Origin of the sequence: Tsukamurella sp. TY48 (assembly GCF_019656655.1) — a bacterium.
GTDB lineage: Bacteria > Actinomycetota > Actinomycetes > Mycobacteriales > Mycobacteriaceae > Tsukamurella > Tsukamurella strandjordii.
The window spans coordinates 799,166-822,130 of the sequence record NZ_BPMV01000002.1 but is presented as its reverse complement, the minus strand read 5'-3'; the positions used below and the strand labels follow the sequence as shown (position 1 = coordinate 822,130).

The window sequence follows — 22,965 nt, the reverse complement described above, 5'->3', positions numbered from 1 at the left end:
GGTGGCGCTGAGCAAGGTGCACTCGGTGGCGATCACCGGGATCGACGGTGCCGTGGTCGAGATCGAGGGCTGCATCGGCGGCGGACTCCCGGCCGTGCACCTGGTGGGCCTGCCCGACACGGTGCTGCAGGAGTCGCGCGACCGGGTGCGGGCGGCCATCGTCAACATCGGCCTGAAGTTCCCCGATACCCGGATCACGCTCGCCCTATCGCCGGCCACGCTGCCCAAAGTGGGATCGGTGTACGACCTGCCGCTCGCCGTGGCCATCCTGCGCGCGGCCGAACGCGTTCCCGAACCCCGGCTCGCCGGGTGCGTTCTGCTCGGCGAACTCGCGCTCGACGGCCGGGTTCGGCCCGTGCGGGGCGTTCTTCCCGCCGTGTTGGCCGCGAAGGAATCCGGATTCACTCGCGCCCTCGTGCCGCTCGGGAATCTCGATGAGGCGGGCCTCGTCGACGGCATCGAGGTGCTCGGCGTCCCGCATCTGGCCGATGTGGTGGCCTGGCTCGCGGGGGAGGGGGCGCTCGTCGAGCCGACGGGTTCGGTGACGGGTACCGACGAACCGTGCGCCGCAGACCTGGCGGACGTGGTGGGGCAGCCCGAGGCGAAGTTCGCGCTCGAAGTGGCGGCCGCGGGAGCGCACCACGTGATGCTCACCGGACCGCCGGGGATCGGGAAGACGATGCTCGCGTCGCGGCTGCCGGGGATCCTGCCACCGCTGGGGAGGCGGGAGGCGTTGGAAGTGAGTGCCATTCACTCGATCGTCGGGAACCTGCGGGCGGATCGGCCGTTGATCACGGTGCCGCCGTTCGTGGCTCCGCACCAGACCTCATCGGTGAGCGCGCTGGTGGGTGGCGGCAGCGGACTCGCCAAGCCCGGCGCGGTCTCGCTCGCACACCGCGGCGTGCTCTTCCTCGACGAATGCGCCGAGATGGGCCCGAAATCCCTGGAGGCCCTGCGGACCCCGCTGGAGGAGGGGCAGATCCGGCTGGCGCGGCGCGACGGCGTGGTGAAGTACCCGTCGCGGTTCCAACTGGTTCTGGCGGCGAACCCCTGCCCGTGCGCCCCGGCGCGGGACAGCGACTGCACCTGCACCGCCACGGTGCGCCGCCGCTATCTCGGCAGACTGTCGGGACCGCTGCTCGACCGGGTCGACCTGTGGGTGCGCATGGAACCGCCGGGCACCGGCGCATTGCACGAGGACGACGAGGTGGGTGAGTCGAGCGCCGCGATCAGGGCACGGGTGCGGGCGGCGCGCGAGGCGGCGGCGGAGCGATGGGCGGCGGAGGGGTGGCTCACCAATTCCGAGGTACCGGGGGTGGTGCTGCGGCGCAGGTTCCGGTTGGCGCGGACCGCCTTACAGCCCTTGGAGGCGTACTTACGCGAGGGCAGGATCACCGCGCGAGGGGCCGACCGGTGCCTGCGGGTGGCGTGGTCGCTTGCCGACCTGTCCGGTCTGGACCGGCCGGGCGAACCGGAAGTGGTACAGGCTCTGGGATTCCGGGACGGACGATGACGGGCGACGGGGCGCGGCGCGCGTGGGCGTATCTGAGTCGGGTCGCGGAACCGCCGTGTGCGCCACTGATCGCGCTGGTCGACACGGTGGGGCCGGAGGCCGCGGCACAGGCTGTGCGGCGCAGGGAATTCCCGTCGGGCTTCGAGGACGTGGCCGAGGCGACGTCCGCCCGCGCCGACCGGGACCGCGCCGAGGCGGATCTCGCCCACGTCGGGCACCTCGGTGGGCGCCTGGTGACGCCGGACGACGAGGAATGGCCGGAGTACCGCCTTTCCGTGCTGCACGCGCGGGAGCGAACTCCTGCCATGGATCACGAGGACCAGTGGCGTGAGCTGCGACCGCTGGCGCTGTGGGTGGTGGGGCAGGGCCGTTTGGACGAGCTCCTGGACCGGTCGGTGGCGATGGTGGGGACGCGCGCACCGTCGGGTTACGGGGAGCGGGTGGCCGACCAGTTCGCGGGCGATCTGTCGGCGGAGGGCTTCACGATCGTCTCGGGTGGGGCCTACGGCATCGACGGAGTGGCGCACCGCGCCGCCCTCGCCGCCGGCGGTCCGACCGTGGCCTTCGTGGCGGGCGGGGTGGACCGTCCGTATCCCGCGGGACACGCTCGGCTGTTCCGGCGGATCGGGGAGGACGGTGCGGTGGTCTCGGAGTATCCGCCCGGTACGGTGCCGGCCAAGCATCGATTCCTGCAACGGAATCGGATGGTGGGCACCGTTCCCGGGGGAGTGGTGGTGATCGAGGCCGGATTGCGGTCGGGCACCCGGAACACGGCTACCTGGGCGAAGCGTCGTGACGTCCCGGTGTGCGCGGTGCCCGGTCCGATCACCGTGGCGACCTCCGTCACCTGCCATCGGCTGATCCGCGACGGTGCCCGACTGGTGACCCGATCGGCGGAGGTGGTCGAGGAGGTGGGCCGGATCGGCGAGCTGGCAGCTGAACGCGCGGTTACCGCGCGCCCGACGGACGGCCTGGGCCCGGCCGAGCTCCGCGTCTACGACGCGCTGCCGGCGCGCTCGGGCCTGCCGGCCTCGGAGGTGGCGGCCGTCGCGGGCCTCCCCGCCCGCGCCGTGCTCGGGCACCTCGCGATGCTCGACGCCAAGGGGCTGATCACCAAAGACGGTGCGCTGTGGCGCCTCCGGTCATCCGCCGATGCGGGGGACCGGTGAACGATCAGTCCGTCAGCGCGAACGCGCGCAGGTTCCGCAGGAGCTCGGTGGCGAGTTCGGCCGATTCGGCGCCGCCGGACAGGTCCACGTTGAGCCGGCCGTCGAATGAGGAGACGATGGCGAAGGTCATCTTCGCCGCCAGAGCGCTCCAGTCCGCACCGCCGGGTGCCGCGGGCACGTCGAGGTGGAACGCGGGGAGGAACTCGGTGAGGGAGAGACCGTCCGGCGTGGGCAGGTGCGGCACGGGTCCCCAGTTGGTGATCACGGCGACCGCGCAGTCCTCGGGGATCTCGGCACCGAAGGCCATCGACATCGGCCGCTGGACCGTGCCCGCGTCCAGATCTCGCGCGAGTCCGGCGCCCACCTGCGCCGCGAGCTCGTCGAGGCTCGCCTCGTCGGAATCCGCCTGGAAGAAGGCCATGCCGAGCGCATTGGTGATGTCGGTGAAGCCGGCGGCGGGCTCGCCGAGGCGGCGGCGCAGGTCGACCGGGTAGCCGTAGAGGATGCGGGACGCGCCGAGCCCGCGGACCGTGGCGGAGGCGGCGATGAACGCCGCCGAGACGAGTTGGTTCACGGTGCGGCCGGCGCGGTGGCCGTACGCGATGAGCGCTGCGGTCTCGGTGGCGGAGAGCTGGGCGCGGTGCAGCGCGGGCATTCCGGAATCGGGCGCCGCGTCGGTACCGGTCGCGGCGGTGGCGCTCGGAGCGTCGGCAGGATCGACCGTCGAGGTCGCAGCGGCCTCGATCGGGAGCTCGGTCGGGAAGCCGCGCTCGGCGAGGAAGTCCTCGAGGGCGATGGGGAACTGCGACCGCTCGTCGAGCACGCCGTCGCCGCCCGTGACGATCGCGGTGTAGGAGGTCCACAGCGCCTGGAGTAGCGCGAGTGCGTGGTGGCCGTCCGCGAGCGCGTGGTGCACCAGGAGGTACACGGCCTGCTCGGTGCCAGAGCCGGTGACCACGTGGATCTCGGCGATCGCGCGATTCTGCGCGATCGACAGTTCCTTCAGGGGCGCCAACCCGGTGGGCTCACCGATCGAGCTCGACACTGCGATCGGCGCAGCGCCGTCGTTCGCGACGAACGCGCCAGTCATCGGATCTTCCACGGTGATCCGCGCCCGCAGCCCGGGGTAGGCGGCGCTGAGTCGCGCGGCGGCCGCACGGAGGGCTTCGAGGTCCACCGGCCCGTCGGCGACGACGCCGTAGCCGACGTACATTCCGCCGCCGAGTGTGAAGAAGGACTCCGTTGTCGCCAGAGGGCGGATGAATCCCGGGGAGACGTTAGTTGCGGATCGCATGTAGTTCACGCTAGGTGGGCTCCGGATTGCGCGCCACAATCTGTGAGCGACGGCATACCGGACGGTGTACCGATATTCGGCACCGGTCCGGCGGGCGGTCCTTTCGTCTCCGCAGGGTCGTGAGCTGGGCACTCGGCCGGGTACGATTCCCCGGATCCGATGCTGGATCGACCATTCCCGAGCCCGAGGATGCCGCGATGACGACCGAGACGACCCCCGCGATCGCGGCGCGTCGGCGGCGGCAGATCCTCACCGGCTCGGTGGGTCACCTGGTCGAGTACTTCGATTGGAGCGCCTACTCCTTCCTCGCGATCTACTTCGCCCGGCAGTTCTTCCCCGGCGACGCGGAGTCCGTCGTCCCGCTGCTCGCGACCTTCGCGGTCTTCGCCGTCGGCTTCCTGACCAGGCCCATCGGTGGCGTGCTGATGGGATGGATGGCCGATCGCTACGGCCGACGGTTGGCCCTGACCGTGGGCGTGGGAATGATGGGCGTCGGAAGCCTGATGATCGGCGTCGCACCCACGTACGAGCAGGTCGGAGTGCTGGCGCCGGTCATTCTGGTGATCGCGCGCCTGATCCAGGGACTGTCCACCGGCGGCGAACTCGCCGCGGCCAGCGCCTTCCTCATGGAGTCTGCTCCCGACGAGCGGCGCGGCGTGTACACGAGCATCACGAACGTGAGCTCCAGCCTCGGCAAGGTCGCGTGCCTCGGACTGATCACGATCCTGGTGAACGCCGTCGGCACCGATGCGATGGCCGACTGGGCGTGGCGCGTGCCCTTCCTCATCGGTGCGCTCGCCGCCGTCGTGGCGTGGTGGATCCGTCGTCGCGCCGAGGAGACCTATCGGCAGGGCGACGAGCCCGCCGCCACGCCGCCCTTCCGCGAGGTCTTCGTCGACCACCGGCCCGCGTTCTGGCGCGCCTTCGTCCTGGCGTCCGTGACGGCCGCCGTCTTCTACACCTGGAGCACCTACGTGCCCACGTGGGCGATCATCACGTCCGGCCTCGACAAGAAGCAGGCGATCACCATCTCGACCGTCGCCTTCATCTTCTACGGCGCGATTCAGCTCCCGCTGGGCCGGCTCTCGGACCGCATCGGGCGCAAGCCGATGATGTTCACCTTCTACGGCGCCAACATCGTGCTCACCGTGCCGCTGTTCGTGGGCATCTCGGCGAACCCCGTCACGGTGCTGCTCATCCAGTGCGTGGGAATGGGCATCTGCGCGATCCTCATGTGCGTCGCCGCCGCCATGATCGGCGAGATGTTCCCCGCGCGTATCCGCGTCCTCGCCACCGGCGCGGCCTTCTCGATCGCCACCGCCCTGTTCGGCGGCACCATTCCGGCGATCGGCACCGAGATCCACCAGCTGGGAATCGACATCGCCTTCCCGCTGTACCTGGTGGCCCTCAACGTGATCGCGCTCGCGTTGACCTACCGCATCCCGGAGACGGCGCGGATCCCGCTCCCGCGCTGACGCCTACTCGGCGGCCAGCAGCTGGCCGCTCTTCGACAGCTCGGGATCGGTGCACGACGAGAGGTCGAAACAGCACGGGCGACGCTTGCCCGAGCGCATCTTGGAGATGCTGACCTCGACGCGCTTCGCCCGGGTCGCCGGGTTCTTCGTGGCGCCGACCCAGCGCACCCACTCCCAGCGGGCCATCGGCGTGATGTCCGTCCACACGTCCGCCACATCGGGGGCATCCGAGAGCGCGGCACTGAGATCCTCGGGCACCGCGGGTTCCGGCCACTCCGCGCTGGGCGTCAGGTCGACCGTGACGACCGACCCGGGACGAACCCCCGTCGTCCCCTCCAGATCGAGCCAATGCCCCTTCCGGCCGTCCGGCTCGACGACGCCGCTGAAATCCCGACCGCCGACGGAGCCGGTGACCGCGACCTGACCGCGGGAGGGGAGCGCGGCGCTGGCATCCGCCGGGAGCCGGAGGATGGTCCGGCCGGCGAGCCGCTCGGGGGTGGCGGTGAACGAAACGGGGGTCGGGCTCTTCGGTGCCATGGCTACTCCTCGCGATCCGGCTGCGGTCTCGGATCCAGGTTACGAGCGCGGATCGGTCACGGCTTCTCGATTCGTGATCGATCGGGTGCAGACCGCTCGGACGCGGGTTCGGACTGTTTCATGCACGCATGAGTCAAACCCCGCACGCATCGTCGAACCTGGTCAGCGCCGGGGTCGCCGTGCCGGGACGCCGCGTTGCACCGCGGATGTACCAGCGAGTAGGTATCGTTGCGCAACCGGGAGAACCCCGTATCCGTCGACGTTGGAGAAACAAAGCCGTGAAGATGAAGCGTTTCGCGCTCGCCCTGGTCGTGCCCCTCGCCCTCGCCACTACCGCGTGTGGCTCCGGCTCGAGCGACGGCGACACCATCAAGATCGGCGTCACCGACGGTGCCCAGCAGTTCTGGCAGGTCTACAAGGACCTCGCCAAGGAGCAGGGCATCAAGGTGGAGACCACGAACTTCAGCGATTACCAGCAGCCGAACGCCGCGCTGAACGACGGCGATCTGCAGATCAACGAGTACCAGCACCTGCAGTTCCTCGCGGAGTACAACGTGAAGAACAAGACCGAGCTGGTGCCGATCGGCGCGACCGCGATCTACCCGCTGCCGCTGTACTCGAAGAAGCACAAGTCGGTGGCCGAGATCCCGCAGGGCGGTTCCGTCGTGGTGCCCGACGATCCGACCAACCAGTCGCGCGCCCTCGGCGTGCTCTCGTCGGCCGGCCTGATCAAGCTCAAGGGCGATGTCGCGAGCCGCCAGGTGACCCCGGCGGATATCGACACCGCCGCCTCGAAGGTCTCGGTCAAGGCGGTCGACGCCAACCAGACCGCGCTGAGCCTCGACAGCGTCGACGGTGCCGTGGTGAACAACGACCCCGCCGAGAACGCGAAGCTGGGCAAGGACCTGATCATCGCCAAGGACGATCCGGCCAGCCCGCAGTCACAGCCCTTCATCAACGCCTTCGTGGTCCGCAAGGCCGATAAGGACAACGCCACCTACCTGAAGCTGGCCCAGCTGTACAAGGACCAGAAGGTCCTCGAGCAGCTCAAGAAGGACAAGGGCGATTCGTTCATCCTGGTCGACAAGCCCGCCGCCGAGCTGCAGAGCCTCACTGAGAGCCTTCAGCAGCAGGTCCAGGCCCGCGGCACCAAGTGAGCGAGCACACCGACGCCCGAGTGGCCATCGAGTTCCGCGATGCCACTCGGGATTTCGGCACGACCAAGGCTCTGGACGGCGTCAGCTTCTCGATCGATGAGGGCACCATCACCGGAGTGATCGGGCAATCCGGCGCGGGCAAGTCCACGCTGATCCGCACGATCAACGGTCTGGAGAACACCACCTCGGGTGAGGTGCGCGTGCTCGACACCGTGGTCGGCGATCTCGGCGAGCGCGACCTGCGCGAGCTCCGCGCAGGCATCGGCATGATCTTCCAGCGGTTCAATCTCATGAACTCGCGCACCGTGGCGGGGAACGTGGAGTACCCGCTGACCTTGACGGACATGTCCAAGGCCGACCGCAAGAAGCGGGTCGCGGAGCTGCTCGACTTCGTGGGCATCGGTGACAAGGCCGAGCAGTACCCGAGTCAGCTCTCCGGCGGGCAGAGCCAACGCGTGGGCATCGCCCGCGCCCTGGCACGCAACCCGAAGATCCTGCTCGCCGACGAGGCCACCAGCGCGCTCGACCCGGGCACCACCAGTGAGGTCCTCGACCTGCTGCTGCGGGTGAACAAGGAGTTCGGCACCACCATCGTGGTGATCACGCACGAGATGGACGTGATCCGCCGGATCTGCGACCACGTCGCCGTGCTCGACCGGGGCAAACTGGTGGATTACGGCCCCGTCTACGACGTCTTCGCGACCTCGGAGTCCGAGGCCACCGCGAGTCTCGTGCACGCGGCCGTGGGTGACGATGTCGCCCCGGAGACCCTGCAACGGCTGCTGGATGCGCGGCCGGGCACCGTCGTCACCGTCGACGTCCGCGACGATATCGACGCACCCGATGCGGCCGAGGTGTTCGCGGCGCACGGCGCCACCGCCCGCGTGCTGTACGGCGGCGTCGCCGAGGTGGGCGGCCGTCCGTTCGGCTCGTTGACCTACTCGGTGACCGGTGACGACGCGGCGATCGCGAAGGCGATCGAGCAACTCGGCGTGCTCGCGCACATCAAGGATCCGCAGACCGGACAGGAGGTCGCGCGATGAGCGGCAACTACATGACCTTCCTCGACGACGTCTTCCCTCCCGGCACCAAGGAGGTGTTCGTCGAGGCGATCGGTGAAACGGTCCGCCTGGTCGGCATCACCATGGTCGTGGGCGGACTGCTGGGCCTGATCTACGGCACCCTGTTGTACGCGACGCGGCCCGGCAACCTGCTGGAGAACAAGTTCGTCTTCGGCGTGCTCAACGTGCTGGTCAACATCATCCGGCCGATCCCGTTCATCATCTTCATCACGGCGATCGCGCCGATCACCAAGGCGGTGATCGGTACCCGGATCGGTGTCGAGGCCGCGGCCTTCGCCATGACGGTGATGGCCACCTTCGTGATCGGCCGCGTGGTGGAGCAGAACCTGGTGACCGTGGACCCGGGTGTGGTGGAGGCCGCGCGGTCGATGGGTGCCAGCAAGTTGCGCACCCTGGCCACCGTCGTGATCCCCGAGGGGCTCGCGCCGTTGACGCTGGGTTACACCTTCATGTTCGTCGCGGTGGTCGACATGTCGGCCATGGCCGGCTACGTGGGCGGCGGCGGCCTGGGCGACTTCGCCCGCCAGTACGGCTACCAGCAGGCCAACTGGCAGCTCACCCTCGTGGTGATCGTCGTGCTCATCGTGGTGGTGCAGATCGTCCAGTTCTTCGGCAACTGGCTCAGCCGCCGCCTCCAGCACCGCGGCTGATCCGCGTCCCCCGCTCGCAATTGAACACCGTTACCGCGATCGCCGCCCCAGGTGGCGTCCGCGGTAACGGTGTTCAATCGGCGGGTCGGGCGGGAGTTGGCCTTATCGTGGGGATATGAGCGAGGCGCTGGCGGAGTACGAGACGTACCTGCGGCTCGAACGTGGCCGCAGCGAGCACACCGTGCGCGCCTACCTCGCCGACCTGACCTCACTCCTCGACTTCGCCGCCGAGCGTGGTGTGGCCGGTTCCGACCTCGATCTGGCGACCCTGCGCGCCTGGCTGGGGGAGCGGGCGGCCTCCGGCGCCGCGCGGACCACGCTCGCGCGGCAGGCGTCGTCGGCGCGGACCTTCACGGCCTGGGCCACCCGGCGCGGCCACCTGGCCTTCGATCCCGGGACGCGCTTGAAGGCGCCGCGGCCGCGCCGCACGCTGCCCGGTGTGTTGTCGGCCGACGATGCCTCGGCCGCTCTTGCGAACGCGGCCTCGGGTGCGGCAGAGGGTGACCCGATCGCCGTGCGGGACCAGGCGATCACCGAGCTGCTCTACGCCACCGGCATCCGCGTCAGCGAGCTCTGCGGACTCGACGTGGGCTCCGTGGACCAGGCGCGCCGGGTGATCCGGGTGATCGGCAAGGGCAACAAGGAACGGACGGTGCCCTACGGAGCGCCCGCCGCCGATGTGCTGCGGCGATGGCTCGACGAGGCCCGGCCGCGACTCGTGGGCGAGAAGTCCGGCGCCGCCTTGTTCCTCGGCGCGCGCGGGGGCCGGCTCGATCCGCGACAGGCGCGCACCGTCGTCCACCAGGTCACGGCGTCAGTGCCCGGCGGCCGCGAGGTGGCTCCGCACGGATTGCGGCACACCGCTGCGACGCACCTGCTCGACGGTGGCGCCGATCTTCGTGTGGTGCAAGAACTCCTGGGCCACAGCTCGCTCGCGACGACTCAGCTGTACACGCACGTCAGCGTCGCCCGTCTTCGTGCCGCGCACGAACAGGCGCACCCACGCGCATGAGGTTACGCTCCGGCGAGACGAATCTCTTCGCGAGCAAGTAAATCTTGGACGAACGTCCCGTAATCTTCGACGGTCGAAGCTGTGTGGTGCTTCGGACAACTGACCATATCCGCTGGTGCAGCGATTCCAGCTCCGTTGCGGGACAGTGGAAATCGGTTAGTGTGAGATCGTGAATACGGTGAAGTTGTTCCTGTTTCCGCACGCTGGTGGCGCCCCGTCGTACTACGTGCCGCTTGCGCGCGAATTCACCTCCGGGGTGCGGCGGATCGCCGTGCCCTACCCCGGACGCGACGGGGCTCACGATGTCGCCACGTTGAGCAGTATCGAGGAACTCGTCGACGGCCTGTGGCGCAAGCTTTCTCCCGAGCGGGTAGACGATGGTTCGCCGATAGCCTTCTTCGGTCACAGCATGGGATCGCTGGTCGCGTTCGAGATGGCCCGGCGGTTCGCCGAGGCGGGGCGTCCGGTGGACGCCCTGTTCGTCTCCGCGTGTGCAGCGCCCGGGCACGCCGGTTTCGACGATGTCGCGGACTCCGACGACGGCCTTCTCGGTGCGGCCGCCTCGATGACGGGGATCGACGCTGCGCTGCTCGAACACGATGCGTTCGCTTCCCGGATCCTTCCCACGCTGCGTGGATTCCGGGCGATCACCCGCTATCGGGCGCCGGACGAGGCCGTGCTGAATTGTCCGATTCGGGCGTATGTCGGCGAGAGTGATGAGATTGCGACAGTAAACAATATGTCGAAATGGGCGAGTCGTACCGTGTCCGGTTTCGGCATGCGAATCTTTACTGGTCACCATTTCTACCTCTCGGATCACCTAGCAACACTGGCTGCCGACATCGAAACTAGCCTGGATGCAGCGGTAGTGCCGGCCGACGAGGACCGTCGCCGAATCCATGGATCTTCATAATTTCGCAAGATAATTCGGATAGACACACGTCAGACCGGGTGGTAACCCGTCGACGAGCCGCCTGATCGCTCCGCGTCCGGGCAACGTACCCAGCCATCGTTGGGCATATGTGGTAGCAAAGTGACGCGAAACTAGGTTCAGTTAATTGGTTATGCTTTGGACCGGGGCGCCGATCTCCTGCCCCGCGTCGCCTACGCGGAAGGTGTGTGCTGGAAGTGTCTGCATTGCGTGTCTCGGACGAACTGATCCCCGTCGCCTTGGAGCGTCTGGCCCAGTCTCGTGGTGATGAGCCCGCCTTCACCTTCGTGGACTACGAGGTGGATCAGGACGGGTTCTTCGAGAGCTTGACCTGGTCGGAGCTCCGCCGTCGGGTACAGGTGGTCGCCGGCGAACTGAGCAAGCACGGCGCGGTGGGGGATCGCGTGGCGATTCTCGCGCCTCAGTCGATGGAGTACATCGTCGGCTTCCTCGGAGCGCTCGAAGCCGGCCTGGTGGCTGTGCCGCTGTCCGTTCCGATGGGTGGTGCGCACGACGAGCGGGCAGCGCGCGTGCTCGAGAACTGCGAACCGGTCGTGGTTCTCACGACCACCACCTCGGTGGATGCGGTTCTCCCGTCCATGAATGCGCCGTCCGCGCAAGGTATCGCGGTGATCGAACTGGACGTCCTCGACTACGACGCCCCGGCGGCTCCCTACTCGACCGACCGGGACGGGGAGCGGCTGGCACTGCTGCAGTACACGTCCGGATCCACGGGCACCCCCTCGGGAGTCAGCGTCACCCACCGCAACATCGTGGTCAACATCGATCAGATCGTCACCGACATGTTCAGCGGTCTGGGAGGCGAACCGCCGGAGGAGACCACGCTGGTCTCGTGGCTGCCGTTCTACCACGACCTCGGTCTGATGCTGGGCATCATGTCGCCCATCGGAATCGGTCGCCATGCAGTGGTAACCAGCCCGATGTCCTTCCTGCAGAAGCCGTCACGATGGATCAAGCTCCTGGCCGGATATCCGTGCGTGCACTCGGCGGCACCGAACTTCGCCTTCGACCTCGCCGCGCGCCGCACCCGCGATGAGGACCTCGAAGGACTGAGCCTCGCCGGTGTGCGCGGAATCCTCAACGCCGCCGAGCGGGTTCAGGCGGGAACGATCCGCAGATTCAGCGAGCGATTCACCCCGTTCGGACTGAGCCCGGGGGCGCAGACGCCCGCCTACGGTCTGGCCGAGGCCACCTTGTACGTGTCGTCGGCGGTGGTCGGAAGTGACACGCCGGTGGTCTCATTCGACTTCGAGCGGCTCGCGGACGGGTATGCAGTCCGGGTCGATGACGCCGGGGCGGGGTCCGAGCAGATCGGGCTCGGCCATCCGCGCAGCACGACCTTCCGGATCGTCGATCCGGAGAGTCGCACCGAGTGCCCGGAAGGGAAAGTCGGCGAGATCTGGGTGTACGGGGACAACGTCGCGGCCGGGTACTGGCGAAACCCCGAGCGGAGCGAGAGCGTCTTCGGCGGGCGACTCGAGGCGCCCTCGGAGGGCACTGCGCCCGGACCGTGGATGCGAACGGGTGACCTCGGAGTGATGTCCGGCGACGACCTCTTCGTGGTCGGCCGGATCAAGGACCTCATCATCATCGACGGGCGCAATCACTACCCCGACGACGTCGAATCCACCGTTTCCGCGCACACGGGGGCGCGGACCGCCGCGATCGCGGTGCCGGGGGACGGTACCGAGCAACTGGTCGTCGTGGCCGAACTGCGTCGCCTGCCGAGCGATCCCGCGGAGGTCGCGACCGCCGTACGCGACGCGCGCGCGAAGGCGGCTGCGGCGATCGCGCAGCGGCACAGCCTGCGGGCATCGGACATCGTTCTCGTGCCGCAGGGCGCGATCCCCATCACCACCAGTGGAAAGACGCGGAGACAGGAAAGCGCTCGGCTCTATCGAGAGGGTGCCTTCCAGCGCCTCGGAGAGGAAGCATGAGTGCGGCTCCGGACGAGGCGGCCATCCGCGGATGGTTGCTCGACTACCTGGTGGAGGTCGTCGGGTGCGTCCAGGGCGAGGCCGACCCCGATGCCCCACTGCGCGATGTGGGCCTCGGTTCCACCGATGTCGTGGTACTAGCAGGGGAACTCTCGGAGTTATTGGGGCGCACGGTGACCGCAGCCGAACTCTTCGAGCACCCCACCGTCAACTCGCTCGCTGCCGCGCTCGCCGGAGCGAATGCGGCGGAATCGGCGGCCGGGGCCGGACCGACGGGGAGTACCGACGAGCCGATCGCGGTGATCGGCATCGGTTGCCGGTTCCCGTCCGACATCAACGACCCGGACGCGTTCTGGGCCTTCCTCGAATCGGGTGAGTGCGCAGTCGGTGAAGTCCCGGACGGGCGGTGGAACGATTTCATCGACGGTGGGCCACCGGTGGCGGACGCGGTGCGGGGCACCACCCGGTTCGGGGCCTTCCTCTCCGACATAGCGGGGTTCGACGCCGACTACTTCGGGATCTCTCCCAACGAGGCCGCGAAGATGGATCCCCAGCAGCGGTTGTTCCTCGAGGTCGCCCACCAGGCGATCGAGCACGCGGGCATCCCCGTCGACTCGCTCGCGCACTCGCAGACGGGTGTCTTCGCCGGAGCGTGCGCCGCCGAATACGGCTACTTGGTGAGCCGCGACCTGGCCGCCGTCGACGGCTGGTCCGGCACCGGCAGCGCGCTCAGCGTGGTGTCGAATCGAGTCTCGTACGCGCTCGATCTCCGGGGGCCGTCCGTCACGATCGACAGCGCCTGTTCCTCGTCCCTGGTGACGATCCACCTGGCTTGCCGCAGCCTGCGCTCGGGGGAGACCGATCTGGCCCTGGCGGGCGGGGTCAATGTGATGCTGTCGCCGGCGGTGACCCGGAGCTTCGATCAGCTCGACGCCATGTCACCGACAGGGCGTTGCCACTCCTTCGACGCGGCCGCCGACGGCTACGTCCGTGGCGAGGGCTGTGGTGTGGTGGTGCTCAAACGGCTCTCCGACGCCCGACGCGACGGAGATCGGGTCCTGGCGGTGGTGCGAGGTTCCGCGGTCAATCAGGACGGCCGGTCCAACGGTCTGACCGCACCCAACCCCGCGGCGCAGGCGGCGGTCCTGCGGGCCGCGTACGCCGATGCCGGAATCGCCCCTCGGGACGTCGAGTTCGTGGAGACCCACGGCACGGGGACCCTCCTCGGCGATCCGATCGAGGCCCGCGCCTTGGGCACCGTGCTCGGCCGCGGCAGGACTCCCGACGCGCCCCTTCTCCTGGGCGCGGTGAAGTCGAACCTCGGCCATCTCGAGGCCGCCGCGGGTGTGGCGGGGTTCATCAAGTCCGTCCTGGCACTGCGGAAGGCCCGTATCCCCGCCAACCTGGGGTACACGGCTCCGAACCCCCACATTCCGTTCGATGCCCACAGGCTCCGGGTCGTCGGCGGGCCCACCGAATGGCCGACCGCCGGACACCCGCGGCGAGCGGGCGTGTCCTCCTTCGGGTTCGGTGGAACCAATGCGCACGTCGTACTGGAGCAGGCACCCGACGAGCCGAGCGATGCCCCTTCTGCGTTTCAGTCCGACGCCGGAACAGACCTGACTCGGCTGACCGTCCCGGCCGGCTCAGTCCCACGGGTGCAGCGATTCGCGGACGTGCTCGCGAACTGGCTCGAGACCTCGGGCTCGGACTCCCCGCTGTCCAGCGTCGCGGCGGCCCTCGCGGGTCGCGGGTCGCGGGGCGGGTGCTTCGGTGCGGTGGTCGCCGCGGATCGCGATGCCGCGGTTGCGGGGTTGCGCGCTCTGGCGGCCGGTGTGTCTGCTGCCGGCGTCGTACCGGCGCGGGAGCCGGCGCGCGATTCCGGCGTGGTCTTCGTGTTCTCCGGCCAGGGGGCGCAATGGACGGGGATGGGCCAGCGGCTCCTGACCGCCGAGCCGGCATTCGCCGACGCGGTGGCGGATCTCGACCAGGTCTTCGTCGAGCAGGTGGGCTTCTCGCTCGCGCAGGTACTCCGGTCGGGACGCCCGGTGGAGGGGATCGACAGGATCCAGCCGGTCCTCATCGGCGTGCAGCTGGCCCTGGTGGAGCTGTGGCGTTCGCACGGCATCGTCCCGGACGCGGTGATAGGTCACTCGATGGGCGAAGTGAGCGCGGCGATCGTATCGGGCGGATTGTCGGTGGCCGACGGTCTGCGGGTCATCGCGACGCGCTCGCGCCTCATGCGTCGTGAACTTTCGGGCCGCGGTGCGATGGCATTGATCGAGATGGACGAGGCGTCCGCCGAGATCCTGGCGTCGGAATTCCACGGGGTATCCGTGGCCGTCGTCGCCTCGCCGCGGCAGACCGTGGTCGCGGGTGATCCGGACCGGATCGCCGCGCTGATGGACGCGGTCGCGGCGCGGGGGCTGATGGCGCGGCGAGTGGACGTCGACGTGGCATCGCACCACCGCACCGTCGACCCGATCCTCGACGAGCTGCGCGCGGAACTGGCATGCCTGGCACCGCGCAAACCCACGATCCCGGTGCTCTCGACCGTGCTCGCGGGGGACACGGCGCCCCCGTTCGATGCCGACTACTGGGCGTCGAACCTGCGCTCCCCGGTGCGATTCGCCGCCGCAGTGGCGGACGCCGCCGACCGCTGGGGCACCTTCGTCGAGGTATCGCCGCACCCGGTACTGACCCACGCCGTCACCGAGTGCCTTCCCGGATCCCGGCACCACGTGACGGGGACGGTGGCGCGGGACGGTGACGAGCGGCTCGACTTCCACACCGCACTCGCCTCGCTCGGTCGGCATTCCGATGTCCAGCCACGGAGGCCGCGGATCGAGCTACCTGCGACGCCCTGGCTGCACTCCGCGCACTGGATGCCGCCGATGCGGGCATCGTCCGCCACCGATACCGTCCCCCGGATCGGCACCGTGCTCGGTGGCCGCACCCGGCTGGTGGGCACGCAGACCACGGACCTGTGGCGGGCACGCATCGCGCCCACCGACCGGCCGTACCCGGGGTTCCATCGGGTCCATCAGGTCGAGCTGGTGCCGATCTCGGTGCTGCTGGCCACGTTCGCGGCCGCGGCATCGGACATCGGTGCGCACGGAGTGGACCGTCTCGGCTTCGAGACACCGCTCGTCCTGAACCAGCACCGGATCATCCACGTGATCCTCGAAGGCGATCGCCTGACACTGTCGAGCGCGCCGGGCGATGACGGGCCGTGGACCGTGCACGCGACGGCCCGGCTCGCAGCGGGAGCGGCCCCCGATGTCCTGGACCCCATCGGTCCGGACGCGGTGGACGACCAGGCACGCGGGATCACGGAGCCGCCCGCCGAGTGGGGCGTCGAGGGAACTCCGTTTCCCTGGTCCGTGTCTGCGGTACGCCGCAGCGACTCCGCCCTCGTGGTCGACGTCGCCACCGCGCAGACACCGATCACGGCCCTGCTCGACGCCGCGGTCGGGGTGAGCAGAATGGTGGCCCCGGAGGATTCCCGCCTGCTCGTACCCGCCGCAGTCGACTCGCTGCACGTCGTCAACCCCGCACCCTCCGACGGTGGACGGGTGACGGTCCGCGCTCGGGATGGACGGACGCTGTCGGGCTCCGACGCGGTCATCGGGGGAGTCGACGTGGACGTGACCGATGCCCACGGCACCCTGCTGGCAGAGCTGCGGGGACTGCGATTCGCACCTGTCGGCGACGATGCGCTGCTGTCCGACGCCGCACCCTCGGAGATCGTCCACACGCTCGAATGGCGAACCTGGACACCGGAGGACGCCGATCGACCACGAACCGTGACGGTGATCGGTGACGAGCAGCTCGCCGCGGAGCTGGCAGGTACCGGGCTCGATATCAGCCAGAACGAGGACATCGATCGCAGCGACCGCGTCCTCTACGTTCCGCAGGTACGCGCGGAGGAATCCGACCTCGCCGCCGCCACACGTCTCACCTGCGAGGTACTGGACCTGGTCCGCGCCGTGAACCGGGCCGGCACCGGCCGGGTCTGGTTGCTGACGCACGGCGTCGCCGATGGCACATCACCGAGCGCTGCACCGCAATCGGTGCTCTGGGGCCTGGCAGGGGTGATCGCGGCGGAGCACCCCGAATCGTGGGGTGGATTGCTCGATCTGCCCGCAGCGGGACCGGTAGGCGAGGGCGCCCCGGTGGCCGAGGCGCTCCGAGGACGATCCCGAGAGCCCCTGCGGTTGCGCGACGGTGCGATCACCGTCGGCGTGCCCGCCGCAGTCCCCGCGACGGACGCGGGGACACCGATGCGCTGCCGGCCCGATGCCGCGTATCTCGTGACCGGCGGACTCGGAAGCCTCGGCCTGGCGATCGCGGTATGGCTCGCCGACAAGGGGGCTCGACGGATCATCCTGGCCGGCCGCACACCGCTGCCGGCCCGCGCGCAGTGGAACACCGTCGTCGAACCGGTGCTGCGCGAGCGTATCGACGCCGTCGCCGCCCTGGAGCAACGCGGCGTCGCGGTCGAGACGATCGCACTGGACATCGCGGCCGCCGGTGCGCTCACGGAGTACCTCGCCGATCGCGATCGACAGGGGGCGCCTGCCATCCGTGGCATCGTGCACGCGGCAGGGGTGCAATCGGCGATGTTGATCGACGATGTCGACGCGGAATCCGTCGACGCGGTGTTGGCGCCGAAGGTGGCCGGCGCCCGGGCTCTGGCCGATGCCTTCCCCCCGGGGACGGTCGACTTCCTGCACCTGGTCGGCTCGGCCGGAGCCGTTTACGGCGTACCGGGGCAGAGCGCGTACGCCGCGGCGAACGCGTACCTCGATGGACTGGCACGACGCCGGCACCACGAGGGCGCGACCGACGTGCTCGCCTTGGACTGGGTGGCCTGGCAGGACATGGGCTTCGGGGCCGGCGCGGAGGTGGTCCGGCGCGAGCTCGAACGGATGGGTTCGCGCCCGGTCCGTCCGGCGGAGGCGTTCGCAGCGTGGGAGTACGCGGCCGCGCACGGTGCACATCAGGCGATCATGGTGCCGCGACCGGGCGGCGCGCGGCCGGATGCCGCCGGGCGCGACCGGGCCGGGGAAACGCCGGTGTGGTCGCAGATGTCACCGAGCGATGCATTGGCGTCGATCGAGAGCGGACTGCGCGACATCGTGGCCCGGGAGCTGCGGATGAGTCCGGCGGAACTCACCGCGGACCGGCCCTTCGCCGAGATCGGACTGAACTCCGTGATGGCCATGTCCATCCGGCGTGATGCCGAGACCCTGGTCGGCACCGAACTGTCGGTGACGATGCTGTGGAACCACCCGACGCTCGGCGCGCTCGCCCGGCATCTGGCGGAGCGCGTCGGCGCGAGTCCGCCGGGAGCGGAATCGCGCGGCGAGCCCGCCGCGGAGCAAGCCGGAGACGGGCTGCTGGACAACCTTTTCGACAGCGTGGAGGGAAGCGTTCAATGACCGGGCACCGTGACGCCGTGACGATCCGCAGCTGGATCGTGGACTATCTCGTCGAGAACTTCGACGTCGACCGTCGGAGTGTCGATACAGGCGCGCCGATGACCGACCTCGGGGTCGGATCGAAGGACCTCGTCGTGCTGGCGGGTGAGCTGGGGGAGTACGTGGGCGCGGTCGTCTCTCCCGTCGACTTCTGGGAGCACCCCACGATCGACCAGCTGGTCGCGCACTTGACCGCGGACGATCCGCAGGACGATGCCGACCCGGTGACCGCTTCCACGATCCACCAGCCGGATGAGCCGATCGCGGTGGTCGGCTTGGCGTGCCGCGTGCCCGGCGCCGACGATCCCGACGAGCTCTGGGACATGCTGTCCGCGGGGCGCACGGGGGTGCGTGAAGTCGCGCCCAGCCGCTGGGAGCCCTGGGACGACGGCACCGCGGAGACCGGTGCGGTACTCGCACGCACGACGCGATGGGGCGCGTTCCTCGATGACATCGCCGGGTTCGATGCCGAGTTCTTCGACATCTCCGCGCGCGAAGCCGCCTCGATGGACCCGCAGCAGCGGATGTTGCTCGAGGTGGCGTGGGAGGCCCTCGAACGTGCCGGGATCGTGCCGGAGTCGCTGCGGCGCAGCCGCACGGGCGTCTTCATCGGTGCCTGCGTGAGCGAGTACGGCTTCCTCGCATCGGCGAACCTGTCCGCTGTCAACGCGTGGAGCAACACCGGTGGAGCGCTGAGCATCATCGCGAACCGGCTTTCGTACCTCCTGGATCTGCGGGGCCCCTCACTGACGGTGGATACCGCGTGTTCGTCCTCGTTGGTGGCGCTACACCTCGCCGTCTCCTCGCTGCGGCTCAAGGAGAGTGATGTGGCGCTGGTGGGCGGGGTGAACCTGCTACTGTCACCGGCGATCTTCCACGGATTCGACGAATCGGGTGCCCTGTCGCCGACCGGCCGATGCCAGGCCTTCGACGCCGCCGCGGACGGATTCGTCCGTGGTGAGGGCTGCGGCGTGGTGGTGCTCAAGCGCCTGTCCGATGCACGACGTGATGGCGATGACGTGCTGGCGGTGGTCCGCGGCAGCGCGGTCAATCAGGATGGGTTGTCCAACGGGCTGTTCGCGCCGAATCCGTCGGCGCAGATGGCCGTGCTGCGCTCCGCGTACGCCGCGGCGGGAGTGCCCCTGCGCGAGGTCGACTACGTGGAGGCGCACGGAACCGGCACGCCCCTCGGCGATCCCATCGAGGCCCGGGCGCTGGGGGCCGTCCTCGGGCGGGGACGCCCGCAGGACGCGCCGCTGCTGATCGGCTCCGTGAAGGGCAACCTCGGCCATCTCGAGGGGGCGGCGGGGATCGCGGGCCTGATCAAGACCGTGCTCGCGCTTCGACACGGCACGATTCCCGCCACACCGCACTACACGCAGCCCAATCCGCACATTCCGTTCGATCGCATGCGTCTGGCGGTCGTCGACGAGAACCGTCCGTGGCCGGATCTCGGACGGCCGCGCCGAGCGGGCGTCTCCTCCTTCGGGTTCGGTGGAACCAACGCGCACGTCGTGCTCGAACAGGCACCCGATGCGCCCCGCGCTCCGGAGTCCTCCCGCGCCCAACCGGTGACCGCGCTCACCGTCTCCGCGAAAACCCCCGAGCGGCTCGCGTCCTGGGCACGGCGGCTGGGTGACTGGTTCGACGGGGCCGGCGCCGACCTCCCGTTGCCCGCGGTGGCCGCGGCACTCGCCGAGCACCGGACCCGGTACGCCTGCACGGCGACCGTCCTCGCCCGCGATGCCGACGGAGCCGCCGCGGCACTGCGAGCGGTCGCGGACGGAGGGGAGCACGACGCCGTGGTACCGCAGTCGGGGTGCGAGATCCCCAGCGGTACCGTCTTCGTCTTCTCCGGTCAGGGCGCGCAATGGCCGGGTATGGCTCGGACTCTCCTGGCGGAGGAGCCCGCGTTCGCGGAGGCCGTCGATCTCCTCGAGCCGGCCTTCGTCGCCAACACCGGCTTCTCACTGCGATCCGCGCTCGCCGAGGGAGCCCGCATCGAGGGCGATCGCCGGCTCCAACCGATCCTCGTGGGAGTGCAGCTCGCGCTCGTCGCGGCCTTGCGCAGTCATGGCGTCGAACCCGATGCGGTGATCGGCCATTCGGTGGGAGAGGTCACCGCGGCAGTCGTCTCCGGAGCGCTCACCGTGGAGCAGGGATTGCGCGTCGTGGCGACCCGCGGCCGGCTGATGTCGGAGCTGGGCGGCACGGGCGCCGTGGCGATGCTCGGCGTGGGTCCGGAGGTGGCCGCCGAACTCATCGAGGGGCGGAACGGGGTGGAGATCTGCGTGTACGCCTCGGACCGGCAGACCGGGATCGCGGGGGTTCCCGAGCAGGTGGAAGCGGTGATCGCCGATGCCTCTGCACGCAATGTCTTCGCCCGCCGCGTGGACATGGAGGTCGCCTCGCACACCGCCCAGATGGAGCCGGTGATGCACGCACTCGCGGCAGAACTCGCCGATCTCGTCCCCGCGGTGCCGCGCCTGCCCTTCTACTCGACCGTTCAGGACACCGCCGAGCCGAAAGTCGACGCGGCCTACTGGGCGGACAACGTCCGCCGTCCGGTGCGACTGGCCCGCGCGATCAGCAGCGCGGCCGCCGACCACGGGACTTTCATCGAGGTCAGCACCCATCCGCTGCTGCAGCACGCGATCACCGACACGGTGCCCGAGGGACGGTTCGTGACGGGGTCGTTGACCCGCGACGGTGACGACACGGTGGCGTTCCGGCGCGCCGTCGCCTCGGTTGCGGCGCCCCGCCCGCCGCAGGACGAGGCCGCGAAGAGCGTTGCGCCACTGCTGCCGACGATGCCGTGGCACCGCACCGAACACTGGCTCGCCGAGGCTGCGCCGATACATGCACGGGCGACAGCGCCGTCCGGTGCGGACGGACCGGTGCCCGCCGAGTGGAACCACCGGCTGCACTGGCCCGAACGTGAAGCGCCCGCGGGACTACCGCCCGCGACGGGCCGATGGGTCGTGATCGGGGACGGTGCCTGGGCGGCCGAGCTCGCCGCCGCCCTCGGACCGGAAGCGGCGACCGTGTCCGCGGCGGAGTTCGCGACCCAGCAGACCGTGCCGAGCCCCGAGGCGGTCGCCGCGCTCGGGGCGGCGGATCATGTGGTGTACGCGCCCGATCCAGCCCTCGATCCCCTCGATCCCAGTGCCGGGTACCGACTCTTCGCGACGGGCCGTGCGCTCCTGACCGCGACCCTCGCCGTCGGATGCGGTCCGCTGCACCTGCTGACCCGCAATGCGCAACCGATCGGAGCGGGCGATCGCGCCGACCCCGCGCACGCGGTGCTGTGGGGCCTCGGACGGACCCTTGCGCTCGAACACCCCCGCGCGTTCGGCGGGCTCGTGGATGTGGACGCCGCGGTCCCCGCCGCGATCGCGGCCGGCTATCTGCGCACCGAGGCGTCGGACGAGACCGAGGACCAGGTGGTCTACCGCGCGGGCGTCCGGCACGCCCCGCGACTGCGTCCGTTCAGCGCACACGAGATGCGCGAGGTCGATGGGATCGACGACGGTGCGATCGACCTCGCGGGCGCACACCTCGTGGTCGGTGCGACCGGAAACCTGGGGCCGACGCTGATCCGGGAACTGGTCCGATTGGGTGCGCGCACCGTTGTGGCGGTCTCGCGGAACCCGGGAAATCGGCTCGACGGGTTGGCGGCCGAGATCGCGGAGGTGGGCGCGCGGCTGGTCACGGTCGCGGCGGATGTCACCGACGAAGCCGCCATGGCGGCGCTCTTCCGCCGATTCGGTGCCGATCTGCCGGAGCTGTCCGGAATCTATCTCGCCGCATTCGGTGGCGGACCGGTCACGCTCGCGCAGATGGACGACGAGGACGTCGCGGCGATGTTCGCGCCCAAACTCGATGCCGTCGCCGTCCTGGACCGGCTTTCCCGGAGCGCAGCACCGGCCCATTTCGTGGTCTTCACCTCGATCTCGGGCCTGACCGGATCGCGGTGGCTCGGACACTACGCCGCGAGCACCACCTACCTCGATGCCTTCGCCTACGCGCGCCGCGCCGCGGGTCTGCCGGCCACAGTGGTGAATTGGGGCCTGTGGCAGTCGCTGCACGCGGCACAGGACGAGGTGGTCAGGGAGACGACCGAGGGCTCGGGGCTGGCGCCCATGGCCGATGCGACCGCGATCCGCGCTCTGCGACTGGCACTGGTGCCGGGCGGTCCCCTCCGTTCGGTGGTCGTGGCCGCCGACTGGCAGCGCCTGGCCGATGCGTACCGACTGCACGCGGCGCTCCGCCTGGTCGACGATCTCCTGCCGCGCGAGGGTGACGCCGCGGAATCGGACGCCACCGCACTGAGGACGGCATTGCGGGCCGCACCTGCGGACCAGCGGCGGGCGATCCTGGCCGATGCGGTCGCCGATATCGTCGCCGCTGCATTGGGACTCGATTCCACCGATCTGCTCGACCGCGGTGACGGCTTCTTCCAGGCGGGCATGGACTCCCTCACCGTGGTGACCGTCGCCAGGACGCTGTCACTGGCGATCGGGACGGCCCTACCGACATCGGTGGTCTTCGACTACCCGAGCGCCGACGGCCTCACCGCCCACCTCAGCACGATCCTCCCGGAGCTCATCGAGGCGACGCCGGCGATGACGCCGCCGTCGGACGACTACGACGAGATCACCGAGGACCAGCTACTGGCACGACTCGCGGAAAGACTGGGCTGAC

General features: G+C 69.8%; 13 protein-coding genes. 11 read left to right on the top strand and 2 right to left on the bottom strand.

What is annotated here, in order from left to right; genetic code table 11:
- Position 1: 1 nt before the first annotated feature.
- Positions 2-1,513: a YifB family Mg chelatase-like AAA ATPase gene (locus tag TTY48_RS19655; RefSeq protein WP_220659643.1), complete on the top strand. Its 1,512-nt coding sequence runs from the start codon at positions 2-4 to the stop codon at positions 1,511-1,513.
- Positions 1,510-2,682: a DNA-processing protein DprA gene (dprA, locus tag TTY48_RS19650; RefSeq protein ID WP_220659312.1), complete on the top strand. Its 1,173-nt coding sequence runs from the start codon at positions 1,510-1,512 to the stop codon at positions 2,680-2,682. The genes TTY48_RS19655 and dprA overlap by 4 nt, the downstream gene beginning before the upstream one ends.
- A 4-nt stretch (positions 2,683-2,686) precedes the next feature.
- Here the strand turns inward: dprA and TTY48_RS19645 are convergent, their stop codons facing one another.
- Entirely contained in the window at positions 2,687-3,976 is a 1,290-nt protein-coding gene (locus tag TTY48_RS19645; RefSeq protein WP_220659311.1) for a hypothetical protein, read from the bottom strand.
- Positions 3,977-4,173: 197 nt separating this feature from the next.
- Between TTY48_RS19645 and TTY48_RS19640 the strand changes: the two genes are divergently transcribed.
- Entirely contained in the window at positions 4,174-5,451 is a 1,278-nt protein-coding gene (locus TTY48_RS19640) for an MFS transporter (RefSeq protein WP_220659310.1), read from the top strand.
- Positions 5,452-5,454: 3 nt separating this feature from the next.
- Here the strand turns inward: TTY48_RS19640 and TTY48_RS19635 are convergent, their stop codons facing one another.
- On the bottom strand, positions 5,455-5,988 hold the full coding sequence (locus TTY48_RS19635) for a YdeI/OmpD-associated family protein (RefSeq protein ID WP_220659309.1): 534 nt from the start codon (positions 5,986-5,988) through the stop codon (positions 5,455-5,457).
- Positions 5,989-6,272: 284 nt separating this feature from the next.
- On the opposite strand from TTY48_RS19635, the gene TTY48_RS19630 reads away from it, so the two are divergent.
- From TTY48_RS19630 to TTY48_RS19595, 8 genes are all read left to right on the top strand, one after another.
- Complete coding sequence (locus TTY48_RS19630; protein WP_220659642.1) at positions 6,273-7,145, top strand: MetQ/NlpA family ABC transporter substrate-binding protein; 873 nt, start codon at positions 6,273-6,275, stop codon at positions 7,143-7,145.
- On the top strand, positions 7,142-8,188 hold the full coding sequence (locus TTY48_RS19625) for a methionine ABC transporter ATP-binding protein (protein WP_220659308.1): 1,047 nt from the start codon (positions 7,142-7,144) through the stop codon (positions 8,186-8,188). Before TTY48_RS19630 ends, TTY48_RS19625 begins: the two co-directional genes overlap by 4 nt.
- Positions 8,189-8,199: 11 nt before the next feature.
- Positions 8,200-8,877 carry a methionine ABC transporter permease gene (locus TTY48_RS19620; RefSeq protein ID WP_220659641.1) on the top strand — a complete coding sequence of 226 codons (678 nt, stop codon included), beginning with the start codon at positions 8,200-8,202 and terminating at the stop codon, positions 8,875-8,877.
- Positions 8,878-8,992: 115 nt separating this feature from the next.
- Complete coding sequence (locus TTY48_RS19615; RefSeq protein WP_220659307.1) at positions 8,993-9,889, top strand: tyrosine recombinase XerC; 897 nt, start codon at positions 8,993-8,995, stop codon at positions 9,887-9,889.
- Positions 9,890-10,058: 169 nt separating this feature from the next.
- A complete protein-coding gene (locus TTY48_RS19610) occupies positions 10,059-10,802 on the top strand; it encodes a thioesterase II family protein (RefSeq protein ID WP_220659306.1) in 744 nt (247 codons plus the stop codon).
- Positions 10,803-11,026: 224 nt separating this feature from the next.
- Complete coding sequence (locus TTY48_RS19605; protein WP_255585892.1) at positions 11,027-12,778, top strand: AMP-binding protein; 1,752 nt, start codon at positions 11,027-11,029, stop codon at positions 12,776-12,778.
- Complete coding sequence (locus TTY48_RS19600; protein ID WP_220659305.1) at positions 12,775-18,222, top strand: type I polyketide synthase; 5,448 nt, start codon at positions 12,775-12,777, stop codon at positions 18,220-18,222. The genes TTY48_RS19605 and TTY48_RS19600 overlap by 4 nt, the downstream gene beginning before the upstream one ends.
- Positions 18,219-22,964 (top strand): type I polyketide synthase, encoded by a 4,746-nt coding sequence (locus TTY48_RS19595; protein WP_220659304.1) that lies wholly within the window; start codon positions 18,219-18,221, stop codon positions 22,962-22,964. The genes TTY48_RS19600 and TTY48_RS19595 overlap by 4 nt, the downstream gene beginning before the upstream one ends.
- Position 22,965: the final 1 nt, after the last annotated feature.